Genomic DNA, 15,325 nt, shown 5'->3' on the forward strand with positions numbered 1-15,325 from the left:
TGCCATTTGGATCTGCAACCCACTGCAGAATGCTCGGCACAAAAATATATAACAATAGAATAATTAACAGCAATGGACGTTGTTTGTTCATATGCGGAAGATTAGTAAATGCCTAGATGAGAAATATAAATAGAGCTTAGTGTAGCAAAGGGAGTAAGGTTTTATGAAATCTAGAAGTGAGTTAACAGCTCAATAAAAGATCAGTGCTTACATACACATAGCTTTTTGCTTAGGAATTTTTTTGATATCCCAGTTTTCAATTCCCCATTGTATAACTTGATGTAAAGACTGTTGCGTTAGTTCGCGAGGTGGCGATTGATGGAGGTAAGTTAGAGCCACTAAGACATTCTCCTTTGCTTTGTAGTTGTCTATTGCTGGCGCATGATTTTGTTTACTTAACTTCAAACCTGTAGGCAAACTTAGTACAGGAATGTGGGCATAATTAAGTTTCTGAGGTGTTACTTGCGAAGACTTATGTAACAAGTGCAGTAAAAGGTTTTGTTTATGGGTGCAATCAAGTAGGTCTGTACCGCGAACGACATGGGTAATACCTTGTGCAAGATCATCGACTACCACTGCCAGTTGATAAGCAAATAAGCCGTCTTTACGATGGATAATAAAATCACCCAGGTCAGTTAGATCATTATTAATGTGCCCCTGAATTTGATCCCAGAGCGTAGCTTCGGAGAGATCATAATTATTGAGGTGTGCCAATGCACTTTGAAGGTCAATGCGGGTAGCTGCAGGCAGCTTATCGCCATTAATTTCATTTTTAGATCGGTTGTTTATTCGACAGTGACCATCGTAAACACCTGCCAGTGTTGATAAGCGCTTGCGAGTGCAAGTGCAGGCATAGCTCAGGTTGTGACCATCAATGAATTCTAGAGCTTGTTTATAAAGCGAGCTCCTTTGACTTTGATAGACAAGGGCTTCATCCCATAAAAGGCCGTGCAGTTGTAATGTCTCAATAATGGCATCGCTCGCGCCTGTTTGTTCTCGCGGAGGGTCAATATCCTCAATTCTCAGTAGCCATTTGCCTTGGTGAGACTTGGCATCCATAAAGCTTGCGACTGCACAAAGTAGTGAGCCCATATGCAACGGACCACTAGGGGAAGGAGCAAAACGACCAATATAGGGCGAGGAAGGCATTAGGCCTCGAATTGAGATGGCGCACACCCCAATACAAATTCAGATGTGCACATAACCATGATTTAAGAAAACAGGAGCCAACAAAAAGTGGGTTTAGCCCAGTGTTTGTTTCTCTTTAATTTCATCCAACGTCTTGCAGTCAACACATAGGGTTGCTGTCGGCCTTGCTTCTAAACGCTTTACGCCTATTTCAACACCACATGCGTCACAGTAGCCGTAATCGTCGGTTTCGAGCAATTCCAAGGTGCTATCGATTTTCTTGATAAGTTTGCGCTCTCGGTCGCGGGTACGAAGCTCAAGGCTAAACTCTTCTTCCTGACTAGCGCGATCTGCTGGGTCAGGGAAGTTGGCCGCTTCGTCCTTCATATGACTCATTGTTCGATCGACTTCCTCCATTAACTCTCTTTTCCATGATAAGAGAAGCTCTCTGAAGTGCTCTCTTTGCTTGTCGTTCATGTACTCTTCGCCACTCTGCTCCTCATAGGGAGTGAAGTCGCTCAGAGCAAAGCCTGGTTTTGTTTGTGTTTCGGGCATCTCGATTTAGCCTCACGCTTACATTCGGACACTATTTGGGGACGATGTCTCTATTTTCAAGATCCGGATTTCCGGACAATTTAAACAAAGGCGTGAAAGCTACCAGATCTGATAAACTCACGCCAGTGCTTTTTTAGGAGTAAATATGAAGTTTAGCCCAGAATTACTAAAAGGCGCATTGGTGCGACGCTACAAGCGTTTCTTGGCCGATGTCTTAATTGGTGAGGAGTTATTAACGGTGCATTGTCCCAATACTGGAGCCATGACCAATTGCATTGTTGAGGGAGCGCCGTGTTGGTTGAGCGATTCTAATAACCCGAAACGTAAATATCGTTATACCTGGGAGTTGGCTACCACTAGCACAGAGCATTTGGCAGGCGTTAATACCATGCGCGCAAATGCTTTGGTCAAAGAAGCCATCGAAAATGGCACCCTCAAAGAGCTGCAAGGCTATGCCAGTCTTAAAACCGAAGTTAAATATGGTGAAAATAGCCGGGTGGATATAGTACTAGAGCGTAATAGAGAGTCCTGTTTTGTTGAGGTCAAAAGTGTGACTCTTGGTTTTGATGGTGGTTTGGGTATTTTCCCGGACGCTAAAAGCGCGCGCGCTGCTAAGCATCTTGATGAACTTATAAAAGTGAAGGAAGAAGGGGACAGGGCGGTTTTACTTTTTTGTGTACAACACACAGGTATTTCTCAGGTTTCGCCAGCAGAAAAGATTGACCCGGTTTACACTCAAAAGTTACGTCAGGCAGTGGATGCCGGTGTCGAAGTAATCGCCTACCAAGCTGACATATCTCCTCAGGAGATATGTTTAAACCATTCACTACCTGTGTATCTCTAGATAATATCAGACGAGGAACGGTGCATGCCTTATTTTTTTGTCTAAAAAATATCCGGCTGATTGGTTCAAGTAATCTTAAACTAGGAATACTGTGCCGTCTTGCTCAAGAACATCAAGGGGAGTTAAATAGTTACCCACACAAGGCCCGGACACACACTCCCCGCTAGAGATAATGAAAAGAGCTCCATGAGTTGAACATTGAATGAGTTCTCCCTCTGCATCTAAAAATGCATCGGGCTTCCATTCGAGTGGGATGCCGAGATGAGGGCAGGTATTTTCATAACAATAGACAGCACCATCCCTGCGAACAATGAATATATTGCTCTCCGAGATTTTAAACCCCTTACTTGTTCCTTCTGGAACATCGCTAGATGAGCAAAGTTCGCGCACCTATCTTATCTACCTTATCTCTTATCTACCAAATACCAGCGCTAAGCAATTTTACTCGATTGCTCTGCTTCTGCGACAAGTTGTGCTTTTAGGTCGGGGGTAAGGTCATTCCAATGTACATCCATTAATGCTCCTTGCAATGCATAAAGCATTACTTTAGACACATGAATACCGCGCGCTTTAATTCTACAAAATGCCTCTACTGCACCTATCTCTGATAGGTCTTCATAGGAATTAACGCCAACAGCATTCAGAATATTAACTGAAGCCATTCCAAGGTTTTTAAGGCCGAGTAAATCGCCGTTGTTGGAAGTCATTTCTTTAGGATCTCCCAAGTTTTATTATTAGAATTGTGGCAAAAAATCTTATTGTAAAGTTTGTCCGCTTAAGACAATATAACTAAATCGCCTTAGCAACAGAGTTTAATCATACAGACTTATCGACAACACGCAATGTGTTTTAATAGAAAAAGTACTTAATGTGGATAAACATAGTAAGAAAAATGTCATAAGAAATGCAGTGATAGGAAAAGACTGCACGCTTATTGATTCTAAAAGCTGCGAAAAGCCCATACATTTTGAGTTGGTTTCTGCTTTGCGAGAGTTACAAGCACAAGCAGAAAAAAATGGCTTTGATCTTCGCATTGCAAGCGGCTATAGAAGTTTTGAGCAGCAACTGCAAATATGGAATGCAAAGGCTAGTGGCTTGAGAGATGTTCTAGATAAAAATGAGAATGCGCTTGACATAACTCAGCTTAACCCAAAAGAGCTAATGTTTGCCATTCTTCGCTGGTCTGCATTACCAGGAACATCTCGTCATCATTGGGGAACAGACTTCGACGTATACGATGCAGCAGCAATTGATGATGGCTATCAACTGCAGTTGACTGTTAGCGAGACTCAGAAGGGAGGCCCATTCGAAGCTTTTTATTGCTGGTTAGATAACATTTTAAGCCAGCCTGCGATGTCTTTTTTTCGCCCCTACACTCTTAATTCACAACTAGAAGTTGCGCCCGAACCTTGGCATTTAAGCTATCGTCCTACTGCCCACTTGTTTCAACAAGAACTCACCATTGAATTGGTTTCAGATGTAATAAAGAACTCTGAAATTGCTTTAAAAACAGTGATTTTAGATAACCTAGAAGAAATATTTCAGCGTTTTGTTGTGACGAGTAGTTAATATGTTAATAATCTTTGATTGCGATGGTGTGCTTGTTGATAGTGAACAGCTTGCCGCGCAGGTTTTTTCCAGTGCTCTCGCTGAAATTGGTGTTAGCATGCCTGCAGATGAATGCTTTTCAACATTCCATGGTAAGACCTTAAATGCCTGCTATTCATGGCTGCAAGAAAATAAAAAAATATCTTTGCCTGTGACTTTTGCAAACATGTTAGAGCGAAATACACAATCTAGATTCGCAGCCGAGCTGCGTTCGGTTGAAGGGATTGAACAAGTATTAGATTACCTTGTGCAGAAACAAATTCCTTTTTGTGTGGCCTCAAATGGAGGCCATAAAAAAATAAGGCACTCATTAAAAACCACGGGCTTATTGTCATATTTTGAGCACCTTTTTAGTGCGCAGGATGTCGCTCTAGGTAAACCACATCCTGATTTGTTTCTTTACGCTGCACGCAAGATGAATACATTGGCCAGTAATGTCTTGGTTATTGAAGATTCCATCTCAGGTGTTCGTGCAGCCATATCAGCAGGTATGGAGGTGCTGCTTTATGGTTCTGTATCGGAAGAAGCAAAGTGGCAGGGCTTAGGTAAAGTTGTTGAAAACTTTTCGCAGATGAGCGAGCTCGTAGAACTCATTGACAATAAATTTAACGAGTTAAAGGTAGAAGCCTGATAGAGCTCATTAGTTTTTATCCAGAGTGCGACCTTTTGTCGCACTCTTCGTAATCGTTTTCGAGTAACCAACTTAATACCGACTCTCTGCTCTGCAGCATACTCTCATATGTTTTTAAGATGGATGAATTTGGTGTGACGAACTTGGAGTGTTTTATATGGGAAATTCTTCCACGCAAAAAGTTAATATCTTCAATAACTTTTATTTTGACTTCATCGGGATTGACATACTGGCCCTGAGATACACGATGTCTGTTCGATCTGTAATGCACAAAGTTCGGGAGTGTTCTATTGGTTAAATTGTCAGGCATTGGGCTCTCCTAGTCTGTTGAGCTTAATTGCAAAACTTCTTTTATTTACTACCCCTTTTCGCTATTGCGTCAAATTTCGTCGAGACGTCCTTTAATTATGGTAAATAATTCCAAACTATGCCATCGGTTTATGCTGTTTTCGCTCTTGACCAAGGAGTTAAGTGAAAAATATAAGTTAGCTCAAGAGCCTGATTTTTATAGTTTTTTTAAAACCATGGCTTAAGTAAGCGATTGTTTAGAATGAAATATACTTAACGTAACCTGTTGTAGATTTCATAAGCAAGTTAGAGAAAGCATTATTTTGACGTTCAATTTTGTTTTTTTGTTTTATTTGTTACAGTTCTGGAAAGGAAAATGGTTATCTTGTTTGCTGTAATGTGTAATCAATGCAACATATTTGTTGAGTGGGTGAATAGGTAACAGTCTTTCTCGATTGGTTTGTTATAATGCGAATTAATAAAATTTAAAAATCTAAGGTTAGTCTATGGCTGACGATCTATATAACATAGTTTTTAAAGGGGAACTTGTTCGCTCTTTTGAATTGGATGTCGTCAAAAATAATGTTGGTAAACTATTTAAGATAAGCGGCCCTAAATTGGAAGCGCTTTTCAGTGGCAAGGCGATAATTCTTAAACGCAACCTGAGTTTTGAGGCGGCCAATAAATACCGGGTGGCGATAAAAAAAGCAGGTGCTCGTATTGATTTAATTCCCGTTAAACCTGTGCAGGAACAGCCATCGCCAGATCGGCAAACTCAACAACCTGTAACTCAACAATCTGTAAAATCCCAAGGAAAAGCAGTTTTTAATATCGGTGCTGAACCTGTAAACACTCCAGTGAGGGATGAACAGAGTCCATCGCCGGATCTCCCTGCTGCCAGACGACAGTCTGTTCAAGAAAATACTGATCAGTCAGAGCAAGTATCAGATAATGGTCTAACATTGGCTCCTGCAGGGACTCAGGTGTTAGAAGATTCGGAAAGAAAAGTTGTTGCTCCTGTGGATGTGGATGTCTCCACTCTATCGCTAAAAGAGCAGGGTGGAGATTTGTTAGACGCCGAAGAAAAACGACACTACGAGGTTTTAGATCTCGACTTAAGTGATGTGAGTTTAGCTGATGTTGGAGAGGACTTATTAAAAGAAGATGAGAAAGCTAATATTCCAGAAACTCATGTAGATATAAGTAGTTTCTCTATTGCTGAGCCCGGTGCACAACTCGGTTCGCCTTCGCAAAAGCCTGCGCCCATCGTTCCGGATACTAGTAATATATCTTTAAAAGAAGATTGATTTAGATTGTCCTGATTTAATTAGACGCCTTATAAAAAACGTTAAGGCGTCTCAGAAATTCTTTACTACCGTGTAAATATTAGCAGTGAAAAATAATAAAAGTAAGAGAGATAAACGCTAATTAGAAACGAGGTTGATCTGGCTCTTGTTTGTATTTTTCAATGGATTCTTCAATTTCTTTTCTTGCTGCATCGACACCTTCCCAGCCGTCAACTTTAACCCACTTACCTTCTTCTAGATCTTTATAGTGCTCAAAGAAATGTGCGATTTGTTGCAATTTTACTTGCGGCAAATCTTCGATGGTATTTATCTTGTCATAGTATTTAGAAATTTTACTAATAGGCACAGCAATAACTTTTGCATCTTCACCTGATTCATCCGTCATCTTTAAAACGCCTAGTGGGCGGCATTTTACAACAGAACCTGGTAATAGTGGACGGTTCATAAACACCAATACATCCACTGGGTCGCCATCACCACATAAGGTATGAGGAACATAGCCATAGTTACATGGATATCTCATTGAAGTGCTAAGTATACGATCTACAAATAAGGCTCCAGACTCCTTATCTATCTCGTATTTAATGGGTTCTCCTCCCATAGGGATTTCAATAATAACATTTATCTCATCAGGGGGGTTCTTCCCTGTTGGAACTAGGTGCAAACTCATAAACGTATCCTAAGTGTTACAAATTGGAACAATTAAAAATCAGAGGCGGGATTGTAACATATAGATCTTAGTCGACAATTATAAGTGTCATGGAAGTAATCCTTATGCCTATTAATAAGGTATTGACCAAGTTCTTTGTTTACGTGGGTCTAAGACTTGCCTACACTGAAGTCTCTGCACAACAGTATCTCCACGGTAATGAAATTAAATATCGGGCGTGCAGATGAATCGCATATTCTAATAAATAAACGATTAATCTGGGGAATTTTATGGACGTGTTGCTATTGCCACCGCTACTTGGTGTGCTAGGTCTTGTTGTTGCTTTTATTGTTTACTCCGTTCTGTCTCGTTACTCTGTTGGTGAAGGTGCCGTAGCTGATATCGCTACTGAAATTCACCGTGGCGCTATGGTTTTTATGCGCCGTGAATATTCCATCTTAGCTATTTTTGCTGCAGTAATTACTATCTTTTTATTTATTGGCTTTCGTTCTTGGCACACTCCTGTGGCATTTGTTATTGGCGCCATATGCTCGGCCTTTGCAGGTTATGTGGGCATGTATGCGGCGACAAAAGCGAATGTTAGAACCACAGTGGCAGCTAATACCCAAGGTGCTGCAAGTGCATTAAGTGTGGCCTTCTATGGCGGGTCGGTCATGGGCTTAACGGTTGCCTCTATGGGCTTATTAGGCTTGGGCGCACTGTATCTAATGTTTGGTTCAGACCCGGCACATGCTGAGGCAATTCACGGTTTTGGCATGGGGGCCTCTTCGGTGGCCTTGTTTTCTCGTGTAGGGGGAGGAATTTTTACAAAAAGTGCAGATGTTGGTGCTGATCTCGTGGGCAAAGTCGAGGCAGGTATCCCCGAAGATGATCCGCGTAATCCTGGCGTTATTGCAGATAATGTGGGGGATAATGTGGGGGATGTGGCAGGAATGGGATCTGATATTTTTGAGTCTTATTGTGGCTCTATGATTGCAAGTATCGCGATAGCTTCCACTATGGCTGTGACCACCGTTGCGCAAATTGCGGATAGTCAGGCGGACTTAATGTTTATTCCACTAGCCCTTGCTTCGGTTGGGTTACTGTGTTCCATAGCCGGTATTTTAATTGTGCGCATTATGTCGGCCAAATCGCCTGAAGTGGCGCTGAGGATTGGCACTATTGGGGCTACCGTCATATTTATGCTGGCGTCCTATGCACTTATCTCGTCCATGGGAATGAGCACCGCGTTATGGTTGTGTGTTGTTGCTGGTGCCGTTGGTGGCATCATTATTGGTCTGGTTACCGAATACTATACCGGTGGTAAACCTGTGCAAAAAATCGCAAAAGATGGTGAGACTGGGCCGGCCACGGTATTGATCTCCGGTATTGCCACAGGTATGGAGTCGGTGGTGATTCCCGTTATTTCAATTGCCGGAATAATCTTTGTTTCTAGTGTTTTGTTGCCCGAGGGGGCGGGCGTGTTTGGTGTTGGTATCGGAGCTGTGGGTATGCTGGCAACCGTTGGCATTACGATGGCAATCGATGCATATGGCCCAGTAGCCGACAATGCTGGAGGCATCGCTGAAATGGCCGGTTTAGGTGAAGAGACACGTGCAATTACTGATGGTTTGGATGAGGTGGGTAATACTACGGCGGCTATAGGTAAAGGTTTTGCCATTGGCGCTGCTGGGCTTGCTGCATTGGCAATTATTGCGGCATTTATTGAAACTGTATCGGCTAATAATGCGGATTTTGCCCTTAATATTAGTGATCCCTTAGTGCTGTGTGGCATGTTTTTGGGAGCAATATTTCCCTTCTTTGTAAGTGCATTAACAATGAGGGCTGTGGGGGATGCAGCTTTCGATATGATCAAGGAAATTAGACGGCAGTTCAAAGAGATTCCTGGATTATTAGAGGGAAAAGCGAAGCCCGATACTGATCGTTGTGTGGAAATTGCCACCACCGCAGCCTTGAAGCGCATGATCTCACCAGGGGTGCTAGCTGTAGCTGCGCCGGTTATTGTTGGCTTTGCCTTGGGGCCTGAAGCGCTGGGTGGGATGCTGGGTGGCGCACTTATCTGCTGTGTTTTGTTAGCCTTGACCATGGCCAATGCCGGAGGCGCTTGGGATAATGCCAAGAAATACGTTGAAAAAGGTAACCTGGGTGGTAAAGGCTCGGAGGTGCATTCTGCTGCAGTTGTTGGGGATACTGTAGGTGACCCTTTCAAAGATACCTCAGGGCCTGCTATGAATATTTTAATTAATGTTATGGCGATTGTGAGTTTGGTTATTGCTCCGCTGCTGTGAGTTTAGTTATAAAGCACTTGATAACTAAACTATGTTAAAGCCTGTTCATAGCCTCTAGGCTCTCTTCTGTTAAAAGACTCTTCGGAGTCTTTTTTTGTGATTAGACCGAATTGAATTTGTGATACATGCTTTGGTCTTATCTCTTATATTGAAATTGTTGAAAATTATTTGGAGATTTAAATATGCACTTTATGCGCGTTTTAGGTGGAATATTACTTATTGCTGTATGCCTACAGGTGCAAGCAAAAGAGCAAGGTGAAACGGCCGTGGCTGTTTTTGCGGGCGGATGTTTCTGGTGTATGGAAAAGCCATTTGATGTGCTCGATGGAGTATTATCAACAACCTCTGGCTATATCGGGGGGAGTCCTCGGGAGGCAAATTATAAAGCGGTGTCTTCCGGTCGCACTGGGCATGTTGAGGCGGTTGAAATTGAATACAATCCAACTAAAGTAGATTTTGCTACTTTGTTGGAAGTGTTCTGGAAAAATGTCGATCCTTTCGATAATCGTGGACAATTTTGCGACAAAGGTAGCCAGTATTTAAGCTATATATATTATTACGGTGACGAACAAAAAACTTTAGCTGAGACAAGCCTTGCAAAAATAAAAGCCAAGTTTGATAAGCCTATAGCGACTAAAGTAATCGAAGGTAGTAAATTTTATCCAGCGGAAACCTATCACCAAGACTATTACAAGAAAAACCCTGTTCGCTATAAATTTTATCGCACAGGCTGCGGTCGAGATCGCAGATTAGAGCAAGTTTGGGGAGCATCATAGGTGCTTATTGATAAACCTAAACATTAATGTTTTAAGTTATGGCCCTGGGGCCATAACAAATTTTTGGTCACTATTATTTATTATTAACTCTTTTTAGCTTCGGCCTCTGCTGCAACTTTAGCAGCGGTATGAACTAAGGCCAATTGGTCCAGATCCAGTACTTCTTCTTGCTCAATTGGGATTGATATCGCATCGCTAGGTATTTGAGGGGGTGCTGTTAGGCCTTTTAAAAGATCCACATAACTCTGCAGTGTTTCTTGATTTAGCTGGTTGACAACTTCTTTTCGATCTCGCTCGATAGTCTTATCGTCTTTGGATGGCATAATAGCAACGACCTCGATATTTTTAACGGCGAAGGTTTCTTTCATATAATTTGTAAACGCGTTTTTGACGTTACGCATCTTTTGAGCAATAGTGGTTGCAGCTTCGTGGGTAGAACTCTCATCATCTGAATCAAGTTCAGGATTTATCGCCTTTTCTGCTGCGGATAAGCCTGCTTCTAGATCTGGGATCTCTGCTGCATGTATTTGTGTTTCGGCTTCTGCTCTATCAATACCTGATGGCAAACTATCGTCTGTGTTGACGGAAGTGTTAGATGTGTCCCCCTGTTTGTTACCAAATAGCCTACTATAAGCGTTGCTCGCGGCATTGATTGGGACCCCTAAAGCATCGGCACCAAGCTTAGAAACAGGTCCTGCAATAGTTAACATACCGGTTGATAAGGCTCCAATCGAGTACATAATGTTACGTAGTTGATGAGTGTCTAAGAAGCCTGCGCCATTTTTTGATTTTTTTGCGACAATGGCGTTTGCTGATTGTATAGGCAGCCATAGCATGGTTAAACTCATAAGATCTTTAAAGGCCTGCTGCATGGCGTTGCCAGTAGCATTGCCAATTGCTTTCATTCCCATTAAAGAACCGACCCCCATAATATCGGCAAGGCTACTAAATTTGTCTGTTGGTGTTTTGCTTAATGCGACTGAGGTATAACCGATCAACTGTTGTAGCGCGACAAAGTAGCCATTTTTGGCTTTATCCGCAGCATTTGCTTGGGATTTTGGAATTTCTAGGCCTGCCTGTTTTCGTAAGTGAAGCGCTTTGTCACTCATCAGTCTGTGAGATGTTTCCAGTACATTGAGTTCTGATGTGCTCACTCTATCCACGCTTTCACCTGAAGGTCGTGTACCTCCAATCATATTGGTAATAAGAGCATCAGCTTGTTCAATATCATTGGTAATAGCCTGGGCAATCTGTTTAAAAGCCTCCAAACCCTCACTGTCTGACTCATTAAAACTGACCGGATTGCGGTGTTCGGCATTTTTCCTCCAAGCGTTGAGTTCTAGGGAGTGAAAACCTGCTAGTGTGCCAACGATAGTGCTTGCAATTGCTATAGGTTGGTTTTTAATAAACTCAAAAGATAGGGATGCAACAGCATTGGGTAAGCCGTAGTTACGTAGTAAATTATAGTTGGTTTCGCCATTATTAGTCTGAAACAAGGTTGTCAGCATCGCAGCTATTTTCGCTCCTTGTGAAGAAAATAGTGTTATAAACTGTCCGTCAGACTGGCCATTTTTTACATCATTATATGCTCTCACTCCTTGCGATATTGTTAAGGCCCACGCACCTAAAATTGCTGCGGCACTTGCCACTCTATATGGGGCTGAAACGTCCGTAATATTCTTATCTAGATTAGCCTGAGCAGATTCCAGGCTACTGAGCATTTTCATTAAATTGGCGCGTAAGCGAGGATTATTATCTACTTCTTGCTTCATTTGCCTAACCCAGCTTTGGGCGTCGATTGTCGTTCCCGTTTCTCCTGGTACTGCCGATGTTGCGCCTTGCTTTAATATACTTTCGACGGCTTTTTGCATCATTACAGGTAGATTCGCTTGAGCTTGGGCGGCCCTTAATCCTTGTGTGTTTTGCGTTTGTACCCCTATCGAAGACGGCCTGGAGGTGATTGGTATGTTATTTAGGGGGGGGTGTTGGATCGGCATATTGGTGAGCAAGCTCCTTATATAAAAAGTGTATGCTTTTTAAGTAGTCACTCATTTATTTTGGTTCGATTTTGTATAATCGATATGCTGGGAGATGTAAATATCGTGAAAATACTTCTTTTTCCCAAGCGTTGAAGCCGTTAAGCTGTCGCCACCTTAACGAGTTAATAATTACTTATGCACATTCATATCCTAGGTATTTGTGGCACCTTTATGGGGTCATTGGCACAACTGGCGCGCGAAGCTGGACATCGTGTAACGGGAGCAGACGCTAATGTCTATCCACCAATGAGCACACAGCTCGAAGCGGCTGGAATTGAGCTAATCGAAGGTTTTCACCCGTCGCAATTGGATTTAACCCCCGACATGATTGTTGTGGGAAATGTCGTCAGCCGTGGCAATCCTTTGATGGAAGAAATTTTAGACAGAGGTATAGCATTCACTTCTGGCCCCCAATGGCTAGCAGATCATATTCTCAGAGGTAAATGGGTTCTCGGTGTTTCGGGTACACATGGCAAAACCACAACCTCAAGTATGTTAGCGTGGATATTAGAATATGCTGGTATGTCACCAGGCTATCTTATCGGCGGCGTCCCTGGAAATTTTTCCAGCTCCGCGAGAATGGGTAATACGGATTTTTTTGTCATTGAAGCTGATGAGTATGACACGGCTTTTTTTGATAAGCGCTCTAAATTTGTACATTATCGACCCCGGACACTGGTAATTAATAATCTCGAATTTGATCATGCGGATATTTTCGAAGACTTAGCGGCCATTCAAAAACAATTCCATCATGTGGTGCGTTGTATTCCACGAAATGGTTTGGTGGTATACAAAAATCAAGCAAGTATAAAGAAGGTGATTGAGCAAGGGTGTTGGAGCAGTAGGCAATGCCTAGGTGGAGTGAATATAGCTGATGTAGACAAAACAGAGCATGCAGCCGATAAGGTAACGCTGTCGGATGAGCTGTGGAACTACACATCCCGCAGCCAGGATAACAGCCACTTTGATATTTTATTGCAAGACAAAGTGGTAGCAAGTGTGGATTGGCAGCTCAATGGCTTACACAATGTATTTAATGCTATCGCTGCAATAGCGGCAGCTCGTCATGTAGGGGTTTTGCCCGAGTTGGCTGGTGAAGCACTAAAACACTTTAGAGGTGTTAAGCGCCGTATGGAGCTTATTGGCGATATTGCAGGGGTGAAGTTGTACGATGATTTTGCCCATCATCCAACGGCTATCGCAACAACACTGGAAGGTTTGAGATCTAAAGTTGGTCGCGAACGTATAATTGCTATTATTGAGCCTCGCTCTAATACTATGAAGCGGGGGGTACACAAAGCGGGCCTACTGGATTCCATCGCTGCGGCTAATGAGGTGTTTTGGTATCAAGACCAACAACTAGATTGGTCTTTGGAAGAGTATGTTAGTGTTAATGACGCCGCTAATGGCAATACTTTTAATAACGAGACTTTTAATAGCGAGACATTGAAGAAATCACAAGTTTGCTTATCAGTGGATGACATCATTGACCTTGTTATCGAGGCAATAGATGGTAAGCCATGTCATATTGTGATTATGAGTAATGGCGGATTTCAGGGGATACACACACGCATGTTAACTGCGTTAACGGATAAGTTGGAGCGAGGAAAAGCAGATCTATGAGTTGGCACAAAACGATCACTTTGGCTATAACTGGAGCTTCAGGTGCGCAATATGGCTTGCGCCTTTTACGTTGCCTCATAGCCGCTAACTGCCGAGTCTATTTGCTACTATCGGGAGCTGGAAGAATTGTCATCAATACAGAAACAGACTTGTCTCTAACTGATGATTTTGAAAAGTTATGGGATGCTTTTTGTCGTTATGCTAATACCGATCGTGAACAATTAGTTATGTTTGATAAAAGCGACTGGTTTGCGCCCGTCGCTTCTGGTTCTAGTTCGCCGGTATCTATGGTTATTTGCCCGGCCAGCGGTGGAACTCTATCCTCTATTGCTCACGGTGCCAGTAATAACTTGATTGAACGAGCAGCTGATGTTGCCTTAAAAGAGCGTAGGCAATTGATTATGGTGCCAAGGGAGACCCCATATTCTGAAGTCCATTTGGAGAATATGCTCAAACTTACCCGTATGGGTTGTGTCATATTACCTGCCAGTCCTGGGTTTTATCAAAGCCCGAAGACAGTCGATGACTTGGTGGACTTTGTGGTGGCGAGAATTATGGATCAGCTTGGCATGAAACAAGACTTACTTGCTCGTTGGGGGGAGTAAGCTCAGTTTTTTTGCTAAAAACTTTACTACTTTTTCCTACTATTTTTTTACCACAGGGAATTGCCGGTGATAGCTAGGGCTACATAGGTGATAGTGGCTATCAAGGCTATGATAACTATGCCTGCCAGAATGTGTTGACGGTATTGCTTTTTGTAGAGATTGAGTTCTTCACGATTACCTGGAGATGTCGGTTTTGATTTCCATTTCTTTGTACCATTGCCTTTATCCTTATCTACTATTTCTTCGGGCATTTCTCGCGTGATTGTGGTGGCAGACTTGGGTAACTTAATTCCCGGACCAAATACCCTAAAGCTATAAACATCAAAGCGAATACGATCACCGGGATAGGCTTGTTCAATAGATACTTTCTTGTCATTAATAAAAGTACCGTTAGCCGAACTCATATCCTGTATGGTTAGCGAAGCATAATTGATAGTAATTTGTGCATGTACTCGCGAGAGATGTGTGCCAGGGAAAACGATGTCACACTGAGAGCTGCGGCCAACACTTAATATATCATCTGCTTGACCGTGAATGGGAAATTCTTGTCCTGAAAGCCAGCTGGAATCAGCGATAAGTGACCAACTGTTCTGGTCATTGATATCTTCCAAGGGATCGATAATAACTAACTCGACCTCGCCGATAGCAATAGTGTCGCCACAAACGATATTCTTTTGGGTAATACGTTGGCCATTAACGAAGGTTCCGGCCTCGCTACCTAGATCCTTGAGTAAAAACGTCTCGCCTTTATCTAGTATTTTGGCATGTTGTGTAGATACAGATGGCTCATCGATTTCAAGGTGGCTATTGCCTGCACGACCAATAGAAAAGGCTTTTTCCATCACCCAAAAAGGTTCTTTACGTTTATCCTTGAACTGAATTTTTAGCATATGGTCGAATATGTAGTGCAGAAATATACGAGTATAACGATAACATGACTTAAAGATAACACTGATTTGTCAC

At 42.5% G+C, this 15,325-nt stretch carries 16 protein-coding genes; 8 read left to right on the plus strand and 8 right to left on the minus strand.

The genetic code is table 11. From position 1 onward, the window contains the following. Positions 1–207: 207 nt before the first annotated feature. Positions 208–1,149: a tRNA glutamyl-Q(34) synthetase GluQRS gene (gene gluQRS, locus BVC89_RS02640; RefSeq protein ID WP_086929719.1), complete on the minus strand. Its 942-nt coding sequence runs from the start codon at positions 1,147–1,149 to the stop codon at positions 208–210. Between the two features lie 93 nt (positions 1,150–1,242). Next, a complete protein-coding gene (gene dksA / locus BVC89_RS02645) occupies positions 1,243–1,683 on the minus strand; it encodes an RNA polymerase-binding protein DksA (protein ID WP_086929720.1) in 441 nt (146 codons plus the stop codon). 145 nt (positions 1,684–1,828) lie between these two features. Here dksA and sfsA point away from each other — a divergent pair, with 145 nt between their 5' ends. After that, positions 1,829–2,527: a DNA/RNA nuclease SfsA gene (sfsA, locus tag BVC89_RS02650; protein WP_086929721.1), complete on the plus strand. Its 699-nt coding sequence runs from the start codon at positions 1,829–1,831 to the stop codon at positions 2,525–2,527. Between the two features lie 75 nt (positions 2,528–2,602). Here sfsA and BVC89_RS02655 read toward each other — a convergent pair whose 3' ends face one another. After that, positions 2,603–2,917 (minus strand): Rieske (2Fe-2S) protein, encoded by a 315-nt coding sequence (locus tag BVC89_RS02655; RefSeq protein ID WP_086929722.1) that lies wholly within the window; start codon positions 2,915–2,917, stop codon positions 2,603–2,605. 41 nt (positions 2,918–2,958) lie between these two features. Then, positions 2,959–3,234 (minus strand): TfoX/Sxy family protein, encoded by a 276-nt coding sequence (locus BVC89_RS02660; protein WP_086929723.1) that lies wholly within the window; start codon positions 3,232–3,234, stop codon positions 2,959–2,961. A 163-nt stretch (positions 3,235–3,397) separates the two neighbouring features. Here BVC89_RS02660 and BVC89_RS02665 point away from each other — a divergent pair, with 163 nt between their 5' ends. Together BVC89_RS02665 and BVC89_RS02670 are read left to right on the plus strand one after the other, a co-directional pair. Next, entirely contained in the window at positions 3,398–4,096 is a 699-nt protein-coding gene (locus BVC89_RS02665) for a M15 family metallopeptidase (protein ID WP_245929309.1), read from the plus strand. 1 nt (position 4,097) lies between these two features. Beyond that, positions 4,098–4,766, plus strand: coding sequence for an HAD family hydrolase (locus BVC89_RS02670; protein WP_086929724.1), 669 nt, complete (start codon positions 4,098–4,100; stop codon positions 4,764–4,766). Between the two features lie 16 nt (positions 4,767–4,782). Here BVC89_RS02670 and BVC89_RS02675 read toward each other — a convergent pair whose 3' ends face one another. Next, on the minus strand, positions 4,783–5,076 hold the full coding sequence (locus tag BVC89_RS02675; protein ID WP_086929725.1) for a hypothetical protein: 294 nt from the start codon (positions 5,074–5,076) through the stop codon (positions 4,783–4,785). Positions 5,077–5,560: 484 nt separating this feature from the next. On the opposite strand from BVC89_RS02675, the gene BVC89_RS02680 reads away from it, so the two are divergent. Then, positions 5,561–6,361 carry a hypothetical protein gene (locus tag BVC89_RS02680; RefSeq protein WP_086929726.1) on the plus strand — a complete coding sequence of 267 codons (801 nt, stop codon included), beginning with the start codon at positions 5,561–5,563 and terminating at the stop codon, positions 6,359–6,361. A gap of 121 nt (positions 6,362–6,482) precedes the next feature. Here the strand turns inward: BVC89_RS02680 and ppa are convergent, their stop codons facing one another. Next, positions 6,483–7,031 (minus strand): inorganic diphosphatase, encoded by a 549-nt coding sequence (gene ppa / locus BVC89_RS02685; RefSeq protein WP_086929727.1) that lies wholly within the window; start codon positions 7,029–7,031, stop codon positions 6,483–6,485. 269 nt (positions 7,032–7,300) lie between these two features. On the opposite strand from ppa, the gene BVC89_RS02690 reads away from it, so the two are divergent. Both BVC89_RS02690 and msrA read left to right on the plus strand, forming a co-directional pair. Then, positions 7,301–9,319 (plus strand): sodium-translocating pyrophosphatase, encoded by a 2,019-nt coding sequence (locus tag BVC89_RS02690; protein WP_086929728.1) that lies wholly within the window; start codon positions 7,301–7,303, stop codon positions 9,317–9,319. A 182-nt stretch (positions 9,320–9,501) separates the two neighbouring features. Further along, positions 9,502–10,095, plus strand: coding sequence for a peptide-methionine (S)-S-oxide reductase MsrA (gene msrA / locus BVC89_RS02695; RefSeq protein WP_086929729.1), 594 nt, complete (start codon positions 9,502–9,504; stop codon positions 10,093–10,095). 83 nt (positions 10,096–10,178) lie between these two features. Here msrA and BVC89_RS02700 read toward each other — a convergent pair whose 3' ends face one another. Then, the gene (locus BVC89_RS02700) at positions 10,179–12,092 is read right to left on the minus strand and encodes a hypothetical protein (protein ID WP_158657757.1); all 1,914 of its coding nucleotides are present in this window, start codon (positions 12,090–12,092) and stop codon (positions 10,179–10,181) included. 177 nt (positions 12,093–12,269) lie between these two features. Between BVC89_RS02700 and mpl the strand changes: the two genes are divergently transcribed. Both mpl and BVC89_RS02710 read left to right on the plus strand, forming a co-directional pair. Beyond that, positions 12,270–13,757, plus strand: coding sequence for a UDP-N-acetylmuramate:L-alanyl-gamma-D-glutamyl-meso-diaminopimelate ligase (gene mpl, locus BVC89_RS02705; protein ID WP_086929731.1), 1,488 nt, complete (start codon positions 12,270–12,272; stop codon positions 13,755–13,757). Then, positions 13,754–14,362, plus strand: coding sequence for a UbiX family flavin prenyltransferase (locus tag BVC89_RS02710; RefSeq protein WP_086929732.1), 609 nt, complete (start codon positions 13,754–13,756; stop codon positions 14,360–14,362). The genes mpl and BVC89_RS02710 overlap by 4 nt, the downstream gene beginning before the upstream one ends. A gap of 47 nt (positions 14,363–14,409) precedes the next feature. On the opposite strand, the gene BVC89_RS02715 is transcribed toward BVC89_RS02710, so the two are convergent. After that, positions 14,410–15,252 (minus strand): FHA domain-containing protein, encoded by an 843-nt coding sequence (locus BVC89_RS02715; protein ID WP_086929733.1) that lies wholly within the window; start codon positions 15,250–15,252, stop codon positions 14,410–14,412. Positions 15,253–15,325 lie beyond the last annotated feature (73 nt).

This window comes from Agarilytica rhodophyticola, assembly GCF_002157225.2.
In the GTDB taxonomy this organism is placed as follows: domain Bacteria; phylum Pseudomonadota; class Gammaproteobacteria; order Pseudomonadales; family Cellvibrionaceae; genus Agarilytica; species Agarilytica rhodophyticola.